This window comes from Anaerobiospirillum sp. NML120449 (assembly GCF_023051105.1).
GTDB lineage: Bacteria > Pseudomonadota > Gammaproteobacteria > Enterobacterales > Succinivibrionaceae > Anaerobiospirillum.
On sequence record NZ_JALKIL010000004.1, the window covers coordinates 89723 to 105567 of the forward strand.

The following is a 15845-nucleotide window of genomic DNA, read 5'->3' on the forward strand; positions in this document are numbered from 1 at the left end:
CTGTCCCTCTAATCTGAAAATATTAAGCCTCACAGGGCCTGACTCAATGCACTAAGGCTATATGTTTGCAGCTGCAAACTCAAGTGCCCGAATGGGGGCATACTGTCTGATGAATATGATTATCCGCAAATGCACAGCATCACAGCCCTGCGGCAGCTGTGCTGCCCGGCCGGCTGCCCGGCCGGTTGCCCGGCCGTAGCGGGGCTTGTCGTTGTGGCGCAGCTTGTCGCCATGACAGCAAAGGGGCAGGGCAGGGCCGCAAGGCAGGCCCTGCCGTTTACATATGAAAAAAGCACTGCCATCAGGGCAGTGCTTTTTTCTGTAAGACAGCGCGGCAGCCGCCTGTAATCAGTTGTTGTGAATGCCGCTGTCGTAGTTCTGCAGTTCGGCCGCAATGGCATCAAGCTGCTCAGCATTGAGTGGATTGCGGTGCTGGTCCTGAATCTGTCCGCCCAGCTGGGAGATGAAGATTTCGGTAGCCATGCGCAGAGCCTTGAAGTAGGCAAAGGCTTTGCCTCTTTCAGGCAGACTCATGTAAAGAGCAATAGCGGAGGTCTTGTAATCCTGCATGTTCTCAGGGAAGTAGTAAGGAGCCTCCATTGAGCAGATACGGAAAACTTCATTTTCCTTGGTAGCTGCATTCTCGTAAACAAAGTAGATCTTGAGATTGTCCTTGATGAAGCCCTGAATGAAGCCGTACTGATTGCAGATAGCCTCAATGTCATTGCCAGAAAAGACGCGGTCAGGGCCGGCTGAGACTATAAGTTCATAAACAGAAAGCGGGGCTCTTGAGGCCTGCTGCTGGTTTTGCTGACCAAAGGCATTGTGTCCCTGGGCTCCATAGCTGCTCTGAGCCTGACCCTGAGCCTGCATGCTCCAGTTACTGCTGTTGCCGCCCTGTGGCAGCTGGTTGCGGTTCATCTGGTTGAAAGCAAGCTCATCAGCACTGGCCGGGGCACGGCTCTTTTGATTGACGCTGATGGATGCGGCATTTTCCAGGGTACGGTAGCCGTCGTCAAAGCCCTCAGGTAAAGACATATGGCGCACATTGCTGCTCTGAGCCGGAGCAGCACTGCTCTTGTTGATTTTGCCAATGTTGAGATCAACCTCACTATCACCTGCGCTATCTTCAACTGTGGTGGAAACAATACGTACCTTGCCCACATTGCTGGACTTGCTCAGCTCCTGATCGCGCTGATTATCCTTTTTGAGCTTGCGGTTCTGAGGCTTTCCGGAAAACCACAGACCATGAATAATAAAGATGAAAATGCAGACTGCACCAACAATTAAAACAATGGAACTGGGTTCGGTAAAGGAGGACATTAAACACCCCTGGGTAAAATCTGGCTCTCAATGACAGGCATATAAATAACCTGACATGCCACGCCGGTCAGGATTCATTGCATACAGTTTTCAGCTGCAGTGACTGAATATCTGAGGTCACACGTTCGCAGATGAATAAGGATCCTGCTCAGAACATGACGTTCAGCGCGGGTTAACCCACAATTATACTGAAAATTAAGGAATCTTACTTAGGATAGAATTAGTCATAATTGCCGCTCAGGCCCATGCGGCCGCCCTTTGATGCGTCATATGCATTATGATTATGCCTGAGCTGGATGCGCATCACTGTGACCTGCCAGGCGGCACATGTCAGACAGCCGGGCAGAGCCTCTGCCAACGTGCTCATGCTCAGTGCGCCGGCGGCTGTACTGGGAAAAAGCTCGTGGAGTCGGCCATTTATCGCAATGACAGGGCACAGTGTCTACGCAGGGGCATCTGTGCGCGCGCTGCAGGCAGCGTGAATGGCAGTAGACAGGCTGGTCCTGCAGGCATGGTGAATGGCAGGAGACAGGCTGGTCCTGGCGGCTGATGCAGATGGAGAGGTTGTCCTGAAAAATGGTCATTTTGTGAATTGCAAAGCCGTATGCCTAAGTCAGAGCTTAATAATTCAGGCTATCATTCACAGTTACAATATCTTTACCCGGAAACCAGGGCGGCACAGGCCATGAAACCATGACAGACGCTGCAGAGCTGTATCAGCATGGAGCCGGGCTTTTCCCACCTCCAGCAGTGTCATTAAGGGCACAACAAACAGGGGACTTTTATGATTAAAGACAGAGCCAATCAGGAAATTAATCCTTTTTCAGTAGTGAGCTACCTTGGTTCGGGCATGAAGCTGGCTCTTTCCAAAGAGTGCCGTCTCTTTGTAATTATTCCTATCATCATCAATTTTATTGTCCTCATGGCCGGTGGCTATTTTGCCGTACAGATGATTCACTCAGTGCTCCAGGAGTATCTGGGCATGCTTCCTCAGTGGCTGAGCTTCCTGAGCTATCTGTTATGGGTGCTCCTTGCTGCCACCATGGGCTTTATCTTTGTTTATATCTTCTCTACTGTGGCTACCATTATTGCCTCACCTTTCTACGGCATGCTGGCTGAAAAGGCCGAAGGCGTAATTCGCGGTGCTCCATTTGCTGCCGGTGCTGATGAGGGCCTTGGCGCAATAGTCAAGGATGTACCACGTATTATCAAGCGCGAATTACAAAAGCTGGGCTTTTATCTGCCACGTGTGCTGGTATGCCTGATCATTTCCTTTGTCCCTGTACTCAACATCATTGCTCCAATCTGCTGGTTCCTGCTGGCAGCATGGATGATGTGCGTCCAGTACGTGGACTATGCCTACGACAATCACAAGATTCCTTTTGCTCAGATGCGCAAGGAGCTGGCCCAGCAGCGTATGACCACCTTCTTCCTCGGAGCCATCATCTCCCTTGCCATGACCATTCCATTCCTCAACCTGCTGATTCCACCAGCAGCCGTTTGCGCAGGTACCCGCTACTATGTGGATATCCAGAGTCGCTTCACCCTCGATGCCGCCATGGATAACACCGGTCGCTAAGCGCTGACCGCAGCCCCGGCCACAGCCACTGCCACAGCCACGCTACATGTCCTGGCTGACCGGTCGGGCCTGCTGGCGTGACCGGGCCCGGCGACGGCTGTCGCCCTGTGGCCCTGTGGGCTGAGAGTGATTAGACTGCCCTGCAAGATGACAGAGAGCCTGTGCTTAGTGGCATCGTGCAGGTCAGCTCAAATTTGGGCGTACTGATATGGCTAACTGCCCCTGTCTCAAGTAATATGGTCTAACTATCTTCAGCCCGTTTATACGCCCCTTATGGCGTATTCAGCGCACACCTGCCATGGGCTGCATCACCTTATTTATCTTAGCTGTCCGCTGTTATCAATGGCTGCAGGCCAGGTGGCCTGCAACTGCCTGCAGAGCATATGGCTGTGGCGCTTACAGCGCAGATAAACTGCACTCAACACATTGGAGCTGTTCAAATGTATACCATGTCAGGAGTTACGGTATCTGAAGGCATCAGTCAGGGACGGGCCTTCGTCATTGTGCCTGATACCAGGGAAGAGACATTAGATGTGGTGGCCACATTCAGTGCCAGTGAGGAGAGTCTCAAATACCGCAAGGCCAGCCGCGATTTTGCCAACAAGCTCAATAATGCAGCATCCGGCACAGTGCCTGACCGTGTGCGTGATCTCTTTGGCGCCGTTGCTTCCTATATAACCAACAGCAATAACATCAAGGATATCGACGGCCTGATTTTCGATGGCCGTACTGCTCTTGATGCGGCCAATGAGATTCTGATTCCCAAGATTATCCGTTTTACCCAGCCTGCTGAGGACGCCGTACGTCAGCATGAAGAGGAGCACGGCACCTCGCTCTCAGGCGTAACTGATGACAGCTCCCTTGATAAGGCCGCTCAGAAACAGCGTGCCCGTGATGATTACGAAGATGACTGGGAGATGCAGCTTGGTGCCCGTGAAATCAAGTCGCTGATGCGTGACTTTATTTCCACCATTGCCGCACCAAAGGAGCAGGCAGTAGACATGCCTGATCTGCCTGAGCCAGCCGTGGTAATTGCCCGTGACCTGTCTCCGGCTGAGTTTCTGTCGCTGCGTACCGACATGGTAAGGGCTGTAATTCTGGAGGCCGGTGAGGCCTCAGGCCATCTGGGCACAGTGCTGCGTGATCTGGGCATTCCAGCCGTCTATGGCGTTAAGGGAGCCATGACCATTAAAAGTGGCGAGCTTGTTCTGGTAGATGCCAACCGTGGCTCCATTCTCATTGAGCCACCTAAAGACACAGCCAGCGCCATCATTGCCCAGCAGGATCGTTTTGCTGAGGAAGACGATGGCAGTACTGACAATCTTTCCGTAACTGTTGCCGGTTCCATGGGCGCAGTAGGTGATATTGCCCGACTGGCTCAGCATTTCAATCATGGCCTTGGTCTGCTGCGCTCTGAGTTCCTTTTCCTCAACTTCCATCATGAGCCTACAGTTGAGGAGATGGTGACTGCTTTCAAGTCAGTCTTTGACAGAATACCTGCTGATGCTCCTCTGACTGCCCGTACCTTTGACTTTGCAGGCGACAAGCGTCCGCTGTTTACCCTTGATATGGACGTGACCGGACCGCTGCGCAAGTACGGCGCTCAGGTAGGGTCCCGTCTGTTGAAAAATGAGCTGCGCGCCATGCTGCTGGCTTCAGCAGGACGTGAGATTAATATTGTCTTCCCTCTTATTACCCGCATCAGCGAAGCCCGCTCATTAAATGAACTGCTCTCTCAGGCCCGAGCCGAGCTGCGCTCCGAAAAAAGAGATATTGGCCGCTGCAAGGTGGGGCTGATGATTGAGACTCCGGCTGCCGTGCTCTCAGCCCGTGGCTTTGCCTCCTATGGTGACATGTTCATGATAGGCACCAGTTCGCTTGCCGAGTACGCCGCAGCTCCACGCCCGCCAGAGGAATACTTTACCCCGGCTCTGTCCAAGATGATTGCCATTGCCTGTAAGGCTGCCAATGCCGAGGGGGTAAAGGTTGGTCTGGCCGGTCGCTTTGCCATGCGTACTGAGCTTATGCCTTTCTTCCTGTCGCTGGGCGTAAGCTATATCACCACAGACTCAGCCTCCATTATCAGGATACGTAAGGAAATCCAGCGTCTGCTCGACAAGGGCCTCAAGCCTCATTACGACCCTGAGCTCTTTGATCGCATCATGGATCTGGCCTCAGCGCGCGACCTGCAGATTCTTTTCAACGAAAAGCTGACCCTGTAGCTCGTACCCGCAGCCATGGCCATGGCCTGCAAGGTCCCGGCGACCGGCCAGGTACGCCGCAGGCGTCCTGACATGCCCATTGGCAGTGCCGGGCGACCGGCAGGTCGTTTCCATAAGCCCTGAAGCATGCTGACAATATGGTCTGCAGCTTCAGGGCTTTGTTTTGCTGCGCCATGGCCGGGTACCATGGTGCGCATCTGCAGAGGCTGCGGGCATGGGAGATGCTGCAGGAAATGGACGGAGGTGAAGCGGCAGCAGGCCTGGGGCCTGCTGCCTGACAGGCAGCTGCGGTGTGTGCTGGCATCCATACCAGAAAAAGGATTATGGGCAGGCTGATTTGCTGTTATCATGATCTGACAGAGAAAAAGTAGTGAGCGTCATCAACTCACCGGAATAATGATAAGGATGGATTTATGGGCTTTCTTTCTCAGCTGTTTAAAAAAGCCAGCCAGTCAGCCAGTGAAACACCTGTAGAGGACATCAAGGCCGATGTTACTCTGGCAGCTCCAGTTACCGGCACCCTTCTGCCTCTGGAGGAAGTGCCAGATATTGTTATCTCAGAAAAGGTAATGGGAGAGGGCGTAGCCGTAGTTCCGGAAAGTGAGACCATTGTGGCCCCATGTGACGGTGTAATCGCCCGTCTTCTGCCTACCAGGAATGCTTTTTCAGTACGCCGCGATGATGGTATCGAGGTGTATGTGACCTTCGGTGTTGAGTCTATGGAACTCAAGGGCGATGGTTTTACCACCAAGGTAAATATCGGCGATGCCGTCAAAAAGGGCGATCCTGTTATCATCACCGATCCACGCATTCTGTCCAACCGCCTTAAGTCCAGCATCACCTCCATGATTGTGATACGCAGCTCAGGCGATATCGACAGAGTGACCAATGCTACTGGCAAGTGCCTTGCCGGTCACACCCCTGTACTGTGGATAAGTCTTAAGAAATCTCAGTTATAAGAGCAGGGCAAAGACCGCGCTCTGCCCAGCGGCTCTGCAAGGCATCTCTGGTGTGCTGCCGCTGCCTGTGCTGCACTGCAGCACCATACAACAGCGCCGCTGCAGCGGGCCGCAGCGACTGCGCCAGCTGCCCGGGCGCCTGACCTGGATGCACAGCCGCAGGGGCGGCCAGCAGGGGCAGTGCTGTGAAAGACACAAATGAAAAGGGCCGGATGTCATAAACATCCGGCCCTTTTCTTTTGGGACATGCTCCTTGCGGAGCATGCCGCCGTTACCTGTTAACAGAAACTGTTAAACGTTGGCAACGATATCTTCAACGGTCTTCTTGGCATCGCCGAAGCACATGAAAGAATTTTCCTTGAAGAATAATGGGTTCTGAACACCAGCGTAACCGGCATTCATGGAACGCTTGAATACAACTACGTTGCGAGCCTTCCAGACCTCAAGAACTGGCATGCCAGCGATTGGGCTGTTTGGATTCTCAAGAGCGGCAGGGTTAACGGTATCGTTAGCACCAATAACCAGTACGGTATCGGTCTCTTCGAAGTCATCGTTAATCTCGTCCATCTCAAATACGATGTCGTATGGAACCTTGGCCTCAGCCAGTAACACGTTCATGTGGCCAGGTAAACGACCGGCAACAGGGTGAATGGCGAAGCGAACAGTGGTGCCACGGGCCTGTAACTTCTCAGTTAACTGAGCAACAGCAGCCTGGGCCTGAGATACAGCCATACCATAGCCTGGGGCGATGATAACAGAAGAAGAGTTCTTTAACAGCTCAGCAACTTCACCAGCCTTTAACTCACGGTACTCACCAACTTCCTCGTCGTCTGAAGCGGCAGCGCCTTCGTTACCGAAGCCACCGGCGATAACAGAGATGAAGGAGCGGTTCATGGCCTTACACATGATGTAAGACAGAATGGCACCTGAGGAACCTACTAATGCACCGGTAACGATTAAGAGGTCGTTGGAGAGCATGAAGCCAGAGGCGGCAGCAGCCCAGCCGGAGTAGGAGTTCAGCATGGAAATAACAACCGGCATATCGGCACCACCAATGGCGGCAACGAGGTGCACGCCGAAGGCGCAGGCGATAATGGTCATCAGAATTAATGGCAGAACTGGTGGTACGTCAGCAGCCATGAACCAGATTAAGAGCAGGAGGGATAAAACCAGTGCACCCAGGTTCAGGAAGTGACCGCCAGGCAGCATTAAAGGAGCGGACTTGAAGACAGCCAGCTTGTAAGTGCCATTGAGCTTGCCGTAGGCAACGATGGAACCGGTGAAGGTTACAGCACCGATGAAGATGCCCAGGAAGATCTCAACCAGGTGAGTGTTCATCTCACCGGCAGTCATGCCGTGGTCGCCACCGGCGCTGGCAGCAGCCTGAGAGGCGGCATCCATCAGGGCAACGATAGTAGCCTGGGAGGCATCCAGTGGGATGGTTACGCTCTCAGGAGCAACGGCACCGATCTCCAGGTAGGAGTTGAAGCCAACCAGTACGGCGGCCAGACCTACGAATGAGTGCATGAAAGCAATCATTTCAGGCATCTGGGTCATGGCTACGCGACGGGCTACATACAGACCGATGGCGGCGCCAACGCCCATGGCTACGATGATTAACAGGAAGCCGAAGCCGCTTTCAACCTGAGCAAAGGTGGCTAACAGAGCGATAGCCATACCAATCATGCCTGATAAGGCACCGTACTTGGCAGTTTCCTGCTTGGAGAGGCCGGCAAGGGCCATAATAAAGAGCAGTGCGGCCAGAATATAGGCCATGTGTATAGGACCTGCTACCATTTCTTAATATCTCCTGATCCTTACTGCTGTTTCTTGAACATTGAGAGCATGCGACGTGTTACAGCAAAGCCACCAAAGATGTTGATGGAGGCAATGAGAACGCCGACGAATGCGAACAGGCCAATGATGAAGCTGCCAGAGCTGATCTGGAGCAAGGCACCAACAACGATAATACCGGAAATGGCGTTAGTAACAGCCATAAGCGGTGTATGTAAGGAGTGGGTTACGTTCCAAACGACGTAGTAACCAACTACACATGAAAGTACGAATACGGTGAAGTGTGGTAAGAACTTCTCCGGAGCGAAAATACCGATAAGGGCAAAGGCAATGACAACCAGAGCTGCCATGGAAGCCTTGAAGGTGCCGGATACCTGGCGCTGTTCAACCTTAGGTGGAGCAGCCTCAGCAGCTGGAGCAGCTGGAGCGGCAGAAACGCTGATCTTTGGAGGTGGGAAGGTAACTTCACCGCCCTTGGTAACAGACATGTTACGCAGGATGACGTCTTCGAAATCGATATCGATGTTGCCATCCTTGTTCTTGCACAGAATCTTGGCCAGGTTGACCAGATTGGTGGAGTACAGCTGAGAGGACTGAGCTGGCAGACGGCAGGCCAGATCGGAGTAGCCGATGATCTTTACGCCGTTCTCGGTGGTGGTTACTTTGCCTTCAACAGTCAGCTCACAGTTACCGCCGGTACCTGCAGCCAGGTCAACGATAACAGAACCAGGCTTCATGCTGGCTACCATCTCCTTGGAGATTAAGCGTGGAGCTGGCTTGCCTGGAATGGCAGCGGTAGTGATGATGATGTCAACTTCCTTGGCCTGAGCAGCAAAGAGCTCCATTTCGGCCTTGATGAACTCATCAGACATTACCTTGGCATAGCCGTCAGAAGAACCGCCGTCCTCATTGGCGAAGTTGAGCTTTAAGAACTCACCGCCCATGGACTTGATCTGATCAGCTACTTCAAGACGGGTATCGAAAGCACGTACGATAGCGCCCAGAGAGTTGGCAGCACCGATGGCAGCCAGACCGGCTACACCTGCACCAATAACCAGAACCTTTGCTGGAGGAACCTTACCTGCAGCAGTTACCTGACCGGTGAAGAAGCGGCCGAAGTTGTGAGCGGCTTCGATAACGGCACGGTAACCGGAGATGTTGGCGATGGAGGATAAGGCGTCCATGGCCTGGGCACGTGAAATACGTGGCACCATGTCCATGGCCAGTACGTTGACCTTCTTCTCGTTAAGCTTGGCTACCAGATCAGGATTCTGAGCTGGACGGATGAAGCTTACTAAGGTCTGACCTTCCTTTAATAACTTGATCTCTTCATCGCTTGGAGCGTTAACCTTGAAGATAATGTCGCTTTGCCAAACGTCACGACCACGTAAAACTTTTGCACCCGCTGCGCTATAGGAAGCGTCGTCAAAGCTGGCATCGGCGCCGGCATTGGTCTGGATTGCAACCTCAAAGCCCAACTTGATGAGCTTGGTTACGGTATCAGGAGTGGCGGCCACTCTTGTTTCGCCTTTCAAGCTCTCTTTTGGAATACCTATCAGCATGGCTTTTTCCTGTTAAATAAAGATTACTTATTTCTTACCACAGTCATTGACTCGGCAACACTGAGTGTTATGCAGCTGGCAAGATGATTTATCTGAACATGATGCAACTTACTTTTACAAGTAGCAACACTTTTGAACGTACTTTTAGAGCAAGCACACAAAATATCATTCATGCCCGTATCAGCCAGGTCTGCTAGATAAGAACCAAGTCGGCTAGATTTAAGAGCGTTAATGCCATAAACAAGCCGTTCAGACGGGGAATAAGGGTATCATAAACCATAGTGATAATGCAGCCTGGTCCTGTAACCTGCGCTGTTGTTACCGGGACTATACTCATGAGGCAATTGTGCATAAACATGCCTCACTTCACATACTCATGGCTGTTCTTTAATTAGTTAAATTAATTTAATAAAGATATTAAATAATGCAGGTAACAGGCGCATGATCACGAAATTACGGGTACTTTTGGTCGACCAGATATGCCACTTCAACATCATGCCTGCATGTCATTATGACCATCACCCCGAAAGGAGCAATGTTATAACATCTGTAACATAAATGAATGTCTATAAGTGACCGCCATCATCCATCCATCCACCAATCCACCAATACATCCATCAATCTACCCATCCACCAATCCATCCATCCATCCATCAATCAATCCACCTGTCATCCATTCATCCATCCATCCATCCATCCATCCATCCATCAACACTCTCTGACTGTCTCAATTTCAGCATGCTTTTTCTGTAGGTTTGCAGGGGAGAAATGTCTGCCCGGCAGGCTCAGACTGTGGCGGTTGCTGCAGCGTGGACTGGACTGCTGCAGTGAGCAGGGCTAACTGCACGGCTGCTGAGGCAGAGGCAAACATGCTAAAATAAGCAGTTTGGTTGATTTTTCGGTGAGACCTCAATGCGCCTGCAGCATGCTGCAAGCATCGAGCAGTGCCTCGAGTGCAGCAGGGAATGGCAGGGTCAGTGCCCGTGGCAGTGCACGGGCTTGGAACCGTGCATAGAACCGTGCATGGGCCATGGAATGGGTTATGGCCTGGAGGCTGCGTGGTCTTACGGGAGTTTCAGACAGAGGCGGCTCTTGGAAGTTTTCCGCTACAGGTACGGCTTCATGGAACCTGCGGGGTGAGGCAGCTGAGGTGTCAGCATGCCGGGACCGCAGACGGCGTGGGGACTGAGGCTGGAGCTGAGGGCTTTCGGTGTGGCAAAGAGCTTGGATCGCAGGATTTTCAGATCAGGGTAACGACTGGAGATAACGGGCAGGGTACGCCGGTAGCTGCTCCTTTATATAAAGGCACAGCGCTAAAGGTATGGACTGCAACGCGAGTGCTCCGGGACGGGCTTTTTCTGGAAATGCGAGATCATTTGACTGTGGAAGGGTGACAACATTGTTACGCAGTGATTTTAATTTCGACTTACCTCACGAGCTCATTGCTGACTTTCCGTCTGAGCAGCGTACGGCCTGTCGTATGCTCTGTCTTGACGGCAACAGTGGAAAGCTTGAGGACAAAATATTCATAGAGCTCAAGCAGTTTCTCAGACCTGGTGATCTGCTGGTCTTTAACGACACCCGTGTGATTCCGGCCCGAATGTATGGCCATAAGGACACTGGTGGCAAGTGCGAATTTCTTATTGAACGTATCCTCAATCCTCAGCAGGCTCTTGCCCATATCAAAGCCTCCAAATCCCCAAAGCCAGGCAGCACTGTCTTTGTCGGTACTGAGGATGATCCTCAGCGCTACCGTCTGACCATTTCAGGCCGTCAGGGAGCACTTTTCCACGTTACCTGCCAGGATAACCAGGAAATTCTGTCCATTCTTAATGACATTGGACATATTCCTCTGCCTCCATATATTGAGCGTCCTGATGAGACTATGGACCGTGAACGCTATCAGACAGTTTACTCACGTGAGCCAGGTGCCGTGGCCGCCCCTACAGCCGGACTGCACTTTGACAATGAGCAGCTTGAGGATCTCAGGGTCTTTGGTGTCGATATGGCCTTTGTCACTTTGCATGTTGGCGCCGGAACATTCCAGCCAGTACGTGAGGACGATATTCTCAGACATCATATGCATGCCGAGTATGTCCAGCTGTCCCGTGAGGTGGCCGACAAGGTCATCAGTACTCACAAAAACGGTGGCCGTGTCATTGCTGTAGGAACCACAGCTGTACGCTCCCTTGAAAGTGCTGCCAACAATGCATTGAAGATGGGCCTCGATGAGGAGATTGCTCCTTTTAATGACGATACCTCCATCTTTATCTACCCGGGATACCAGTACAAGGTGGTGGACTGTCTTATCACCAATTTCCACCTGCCAGAGTCCACTCTGATTATGCTGGTCTGTGCTTTTGCCGGCTACGCAAATACCATGAATGCCTACCGTCACGCAGTGCAGAGCAAGTACAAGTTCTTCAGTTACGGCGACTGCATGTTTATCCAGAAGCGTACGGGACCAGTGGATCTGCCGCCGTCAGCTGACGGTGATGTCGACAGTGCTGTCTGCTCTGTACAGGGACAGGACGCATGATTTAGGACGCATGATTTAAGTCGCAAGGCCCCCTGCGTGCCTGCAGCTCTGGCTGCAGGGGCTTCAGGTGTGGCGGCCACTGAATTTTTCCGGGATCGAGGCTTTTTGCTGGTTTTGGGTCATAATTGAGCCATTTTTGCCCGGTTTTTAACGATTTTGAGTGTTTTTGCATGGAATTTAAGATTTTAGCTGCCGATGGCAAGGCACGCCGTGGTGAGCTTCATTTTGCCCGTGGCATTGTCCGTACTCCAGCCTTTATGCCTGTAGGCACCCTGGGCACAGTCAAAGGTGTACGTCCGGAGCAGGTAAGTGAGCTGGGAGCTGACATTGTGCTTGGTAACACCTTCCACCTGTGGCTTCGCCCTGGCACTGAGGTAATCAAAGCTCATGGCGACCTGCATGACTTCATGCACTGGGACAAGCCTATTCTTACTGACTCAGGCGGCTTCCAGGTTTTCTCTCTTGCAGGTATCAGAAAGGTTACTGAGGAGGGTGTAAAGTTTCAGCATCCAATCAACGGATCAAAGCTGTTCCTCTCTCCTGAAGTTTCCATGCAGGTTCAGTACGATCTGGGCTCTGATATTGTCATGCAGTTTGATGAGTGTATTGAGCTGCCTGCTGACCACAAGCGCATGCGTGAGGCCATGGAGCTGTCATTACGCTGGGCAAAGCGCTGCCGCGACGAGTTTGACCGACTGGGCAACAAAAACGCTCTCTTTGGTATTATCCAGGGCGGCACTGATCAGGGGCTGCGTGAGGCCTCATTAAAGGGACTTACTGACATTGGCTTTGACGGCTACGCCATCGGCGGCCTTGCTGTGGGTGAACCAAAGGATGTCATGTACAAAGCTCTTGCTCACATTACTCCAATCATGCCTCAGGAAAAGCCACGTTATCTGATGGGCGTAGGCCGTCCTGAAGATATTCTTGAGGGTGTACTCAATGGCGTGGACATGTTTGACTGTGTTATGCCGTCACGCAATGCCCGTAACGGTCACCTCTTTACCTCTCAGGGTGTGGTCAAGATCCGTAATGCCAAGTACAAGATGGATACCTCGCCTCTTGATCCAAATTGCAGCTGCTACACCTGCCGCAACTTCTCCAAGGCCTATCTGCACCATCTGGACAAGTGTAATGAGATTCTGGGCGCTCACCTCAACACCATTCACAATCTCCATTACTACGAGAACTTCATGGCTCAGATTCGTGAGGCTATTTCTGAAGGCCGCCTTGAGCAGTTTGCCGAGGAATATTACAAGGCCCAGGGACTGGGTGCCCGCATCAGCGTAGAGTAACACCAACATCACTGTGGCCTGTGCATGGCTGCACGAATAAAAATGCCTGCTCTGAGCAACGCTCAGCAGCAGGCATTTTTTATGGTCCGGACTGAAGCCAGGTTAAGCCTGGCAGGGCAGTCATGCACTGGCATAAGCCAGCTGCACCCGGCCTGGCCAATGGCTCCAGGCCGGGCAGGCAGCTCCCTGACGGCATGTCCACTCAACCGGTGCCGTCCCTGATCAGGTGGTGGCGCCGGATTATGGCGCCAGGTGACGGGAACGGTGAGGGGCTGAGTGTGACTGTCAGGCCTATTTCTCTACAGGATTGCCGTCGAAGTCCAGAGTAAGAGGCTTGTTGTTAACGCGCAGCCTGAAGCTGTCCCAGCCTATATCCTGAGGCAGGGCTACTTCGTCAATCAGCTCAAACTCTTGTTCAGCATCCTGAGGGAACTCGTTGAATGTGGTATAGCACTTGTTGAGCAGGGCACTGGTCAGATCCAGTACATAATCAGGGTTTTCAGGGTTCTGCTGCTCCATGGTGTGCAGTATGCTCAGGTACATTACCAGGTTTTCCTGGTTCCAGCCGTATTTGCGCAGGTCGGTGCTGCGGTTTAGCAGATCCCAGGTCTGATCGAGAATGGCCATACGGTTGAATGTACGGTTCTTTTCATCAAGGTTATTAATGAGAAGACGGCCGGTCTCTGGCAGGCTGTTGTAAACAGTGCCGGCATAACGTAATACATGAATGCCCTGAATACACTGGGTCTGACTGGCAAAACGACCTGGCAGGGCTTCGATAGTTTCGGCTCTGTCTGCAGCAAGGGCAGCGCTGCCGCTGAAAATGGAGGCGGCAAGCATCAGGGTTGAGATTAACTTCAAGGGCATCTCCCAATATTGGATTGAATACGTTTTTTATCAGCCAAATATATCAGCTGACAGCTCCTGCAGCGTCACCTGATGTGGCCTTACCTGCAGCAGCATCACCTGATATGGCCTTACCTGCTGCAGCGTCACCTGATGTGGCCTTACCTGCAGCATCGTTATCTGATGTGTGTTCAGCTGCTGTGGTTTTGGCCAGTGGAGCTTTGGCTGCTGCCGCTGCATCGAGCTCTCATTTTGTTCTGACAGTTCCGTCGCTGTTGAGAACGTGGGTTTGCCCGCTTTCAAGGCTGAATGTAAAGCCATCCCAGCTGCTGTCCTGTGGCAGTCCAACCTCATCGATGAGCTCGAACTCTGCCTCTTCATCATATGGGAATTCATTGAAAACGGTATAGCACTTCTCTATAAGCTTTTCGGTCATTTCGCTCATTATTTCCGGATTGTCAGCCCTGGAGTCTGAGCAGATATTGCTCAGCATATCAAGGTATAAGGCAAAACTGGTATCGTCCCAGCCGTACTGGTCCAGCGCCGCTCCTTTGAGTTTGTAGGAAGCATACATGGCCTTAAATAAAGCGTAGCGGTTTTTGACTCTGGTCTCTATGTCCTCTACATCCACCAGCTTCCAGGTTGATTCAGGAAGGGAAGCAGTTTCATATGCTGCATGACGCAGAACATGCATGCCCTGAATACACTGTTTCTGGTTTTCAAAAACAGAAAAGCTGTTTTCCATAATGTCAATTCTGTTGTCAGGCTCGGCCTGAGCTGTACCCCATAATCCGGCTGCTGCCAGAGCCAGGACGGCAACTGTCTTCATAGTGTTTCATCCATGTCAGCTGATTCAACAGCGTTTTTATTCTTAAACTTCGATATACAGGCAGTAAGATGCACTGTTTCGAGGTCTGGTCATATTAGCATGAGGGCATTTGGTTATATTACTGTCAAAGCATGACTTTTGCTGTCTTTTCAATCGCGATCACATATTTATGAACAGCTCAGTTTAATGATTTTTATGCACATTCATGCTTACTGTGGGTACGCTAATACTTGACAGCTATGATACTGTGTCCCCCTGTATAACCATGCCTGAGCCTGCCTCCGGCTGCCTCCTGCTGCAAGGGCGCAGCCGTGCTGCAGGCTCAGCCTTGCAGCGTGCCCGGGCCGGGCTGAATGACTCGGCAGCGCGCCAGGCTGCAGGCCGGGGACCAGCAGTGCCCTTGGCTGACTTGCCGGGACAGGGGATGGGCGCGCGGGCCAGGCATATGATTTTTACGGTATAAGTGGCCTGCGCAGGCGGCCTGCGACTGGCTTGCCTGGCCTGGTAAAATCAGGGCTTGACAATAACAGTACCTCAGTCAAAATAGAAAGCTTATTTGTACCTTTTAGCCGTGCGGATCATCAGCTGATTTGCCGGTATAAAAGCCGGTTTCTGCCTGCATAACATACTCATTACTGCAGTGCATGCTGACCCGGGAGCGCATAGCCGGATACGGTTGCAGCTCTTGTGGTTCTGTACGCAAAAGTGTGGTGAGTTTATCCCTTTTTCTGACCTGATACAGTCTGTGACTTTACAGTCTGGTTAACAGCTCAAGGGAGTGGGGTTATAGGGCACAGGGCATCTGGAGACGCTGCTTTACATTAAAGCAGGCGGGGCGGATGCCGGACAGATTTAGGGCTGGATAGAGTCCGAATACTCTTTTGCGGGTAAATGCCC

At 52.1% G+C, this 15845-nt stretch carries 11 protein-coding genes; 6 read left to right on the forward strand and 5 right to left on the reverse strand.

Features of this window, described 5'->3' with window-relative positions; all coding sequences use genetic code 11:
* Positions 1-348: 348 nt before the first annotated feature.
* Complete coding sequence (locus MXE41_RS02305; RefSeq protein ID WP_246977482.1) at positions 349-1323, reverse strand: cell division protein ZipA C-terminal FtsZ-binding domain-containing protein; 975 nt, start codon at positions 1321-1323, stop codon at positions 349-351.
* A gap of 784 nt (positions 1324-2107) precedes the next feature.
* Between MXE41_RS02305 and cysZ the strand changes: the two genes are divergently transcribed.
* The 3 genes from cysZ (at position 2108) to MXE41_RS02320 (ending at position 6083) form a co-directional block, all read left to right on the forward strand.
* Positions 2108-2902 carry a sulfate transporter CysZ gene (gene cysZ, locus MXE41_RS02310; protein WP_246977480.1) on the forward strand — a complete coding sequence of 265 codons (795 nt, stop codon included), beginning with the start codon at positions 2108-2110 and terminating at the stop codon, positions 2900-2902.
* A gap of 449 nt (positions 2903-3351) precedes the next feature.
* Positions 3352-5124: a putative PEP-binding protein gene (locus MXE41_RS02315; protein ID WP_247099217.1), complete on the forward strand. Its 1773-nt coding sequence runs from the start codon at positions 3352-3354 to the stop codon at positions 5122-5124.
* Between the two features lie 413 nt (positions 5125-5537).
* The gene (locus MXE41_RS02320; protein WP_247099218.1) at positions 5538-6083 is read left to right on the forward strand and encodes a glucose PTS transporter subunit IIA; all 546 of its coding nucleotides are present in this window, start codon (positions 5538-5540) and stop codon (positions 6081-6083) included.
* Between the two features lie 291 nt (positions 6084-6374).
* Here the strand turns inward: MXE41_RS02320 and pntB are convergent, their stop codons facing one another.
* Positions 6375-7880: a Re/Si-specific NAD(P)(+) transhydrogenase subunit beta gene (gene pntB, locus MXE41_RS02325; protein WP_246977476.1), complete on the reverse strand. Its 1506-nt coding sequence runs from the start codon at positions 7878-7880 to the stop codon at positions 6375-6377.
* Between the two features lie 20 nt (positions 7881-7900).
* Positions 7901-9439, reverse strand: a complete 1539-nt coding sequence (locus MXE41_RS02330; protein ID WP_246977474.1) for a Re/Si-specific NAD(P)(+) transhydrogenase subunit alpha — start codon at positions 9437-9439, stop codon at positions 7901-7903.
* 572 nt (positions 9440-10011) lie between these two features.
* Here MXE41_RS02330 and MXE41_RS02335 point away from each other — a divergent pair.
* The 3 genes from MXE41_RS02335 to tgt all read left to right on the forward strand — a co-directional run bounded on the left by MXE41_RS02335 (position 10012) and on the right by tgt (position 13273).
* Complete coding sequence (locus MXE41_RS02335) at positions 10012-10161, forward strand: hypothetical protein (RefSeq protein ID WP_247099219.1); 150 nt, start codon at positions 10012-10014, stop codon at positions 10159-10161.
* Between the two features lie 677 nt (positions 10162-10838).
* The gene (gene queA, locus MXE41_RS02340) at positions 10839-11978 is read left to right on the forward strand and encodes a tRNA preQ1(34) S-adenosylmethionine ribosyltransferase-isomerase QueA (RefSeq protein ID WP_247099220.1); all 1140 of its coding nucleotides are present in this window, start codon (positions 10839-10841) and stop codon (positions 11976-11978) included.
* Positions 11979-12148: 170 nt separating this feature from the next.
* Positions 12149-13273 carry a tRNA guanosine(34) transglycosylase Tgt gene (gene tgt / locus MXE41_RS02345; protein WP_247099221.1) on the forward strand — a complete coding sequence of 375 codons (1125 nt, stop codon included), beginning with the start codon at positions 12149-12151 and terminating at the stop codon, positions 13271-13273.
* A 291-nt stretch (positions 13274-13564) separates the two neighbouring features.
* Here the strand turns inward: tgt and MXE41_RS02350 are convergent, their stop codons facing one another.
* Together MXE41_RS02350 and MXE41_RS02355 are read right to left on the reverse strand one after the other, a co-directional pair.
* On the reverse strand, positions 13565-14134 hold the full coding sequence (locus MXE41_RS02350; protein WP_247099222.1) for a hypothetical protein: 570 nt from the start codon (positions 14132-14134) through the stop codon (positions 13565-13567).
* Between the two features lie 232 nt (positions 14135-14366).
* A complete protein-coding gene (locus tag MXE41_RS02355; protein ID WP_247099223.1) occupies positions 14367-14948 on the reverse strand; it encodes a hypothetical protein in 582 nt (193 codons plus the stop codon).
* Between the last annotated feature and the right edge of the window lie 897 nt (positions 14949-15845).

What these genes read in the sequence shown, in the direction of transcription:
- MXE41_RS02355 (WP_247099223.1), bottom strand. Translation starts at nt 14,948, where the DNA reads ATGAAGACAGTTGCCGTCCTGGCTCTGGCAGCAGCCGGATTATGGGGT.
- pntB (WP_246977476.1), bottom strand. Translation starts at nt 7,880, where the DNA reads ATGGTAGCAGGTCCTATACACATGGCCTATATTCTGGCCGCACTGCTC.
- MXE41_RS02320 (WP_247099218.1), top strand. Translation starts at nt 5,538, where the DNA reads ATGGGCTTTCTTTCTCAGCTGTTTAAAAAAGCCAGCCAGTCAGCCAGT.
- tgt (WP_247099221.1), top strand. Translation starts at nt 12,149, where the DNA reads ATGGAATTTAAGATTTTAGCTGCCGATGGCAAGGCACGCCGTGGTGAG.
- MXE41_RS02305 (WP_246977482.1), bottom strand. Translation starts at nt 1,323, where the DNA reads ATGTCCTCCTTTACCGAACCCAGTTCCATTGTTTTAATTGTTGGTGCA.
- MXE41_RS02330 (WP_246977474.1), bottom strand. Translation starts at nt 9,439, where the DNA reads ATGCTGATAGGTATTCCAAAAGAGAGCTTGAAAGGCGAAACAAGAGTG.
- MXE41_RS02315 (WP_247099217.1), top strand. Translation starts at nt 3,352, where the DNA reads ATGTCAGGAGTTACGGTATCTGAAGGCATCAGTCAGGGACGGGCCTTC.
- cysZ (WP_246977480.1), top strand. Translation starts at nt 2,108, where the DNA reads ATGATTAAAGACAGAGCCAATCAGGAAATTAATCCTTTTTCAGTAGTG.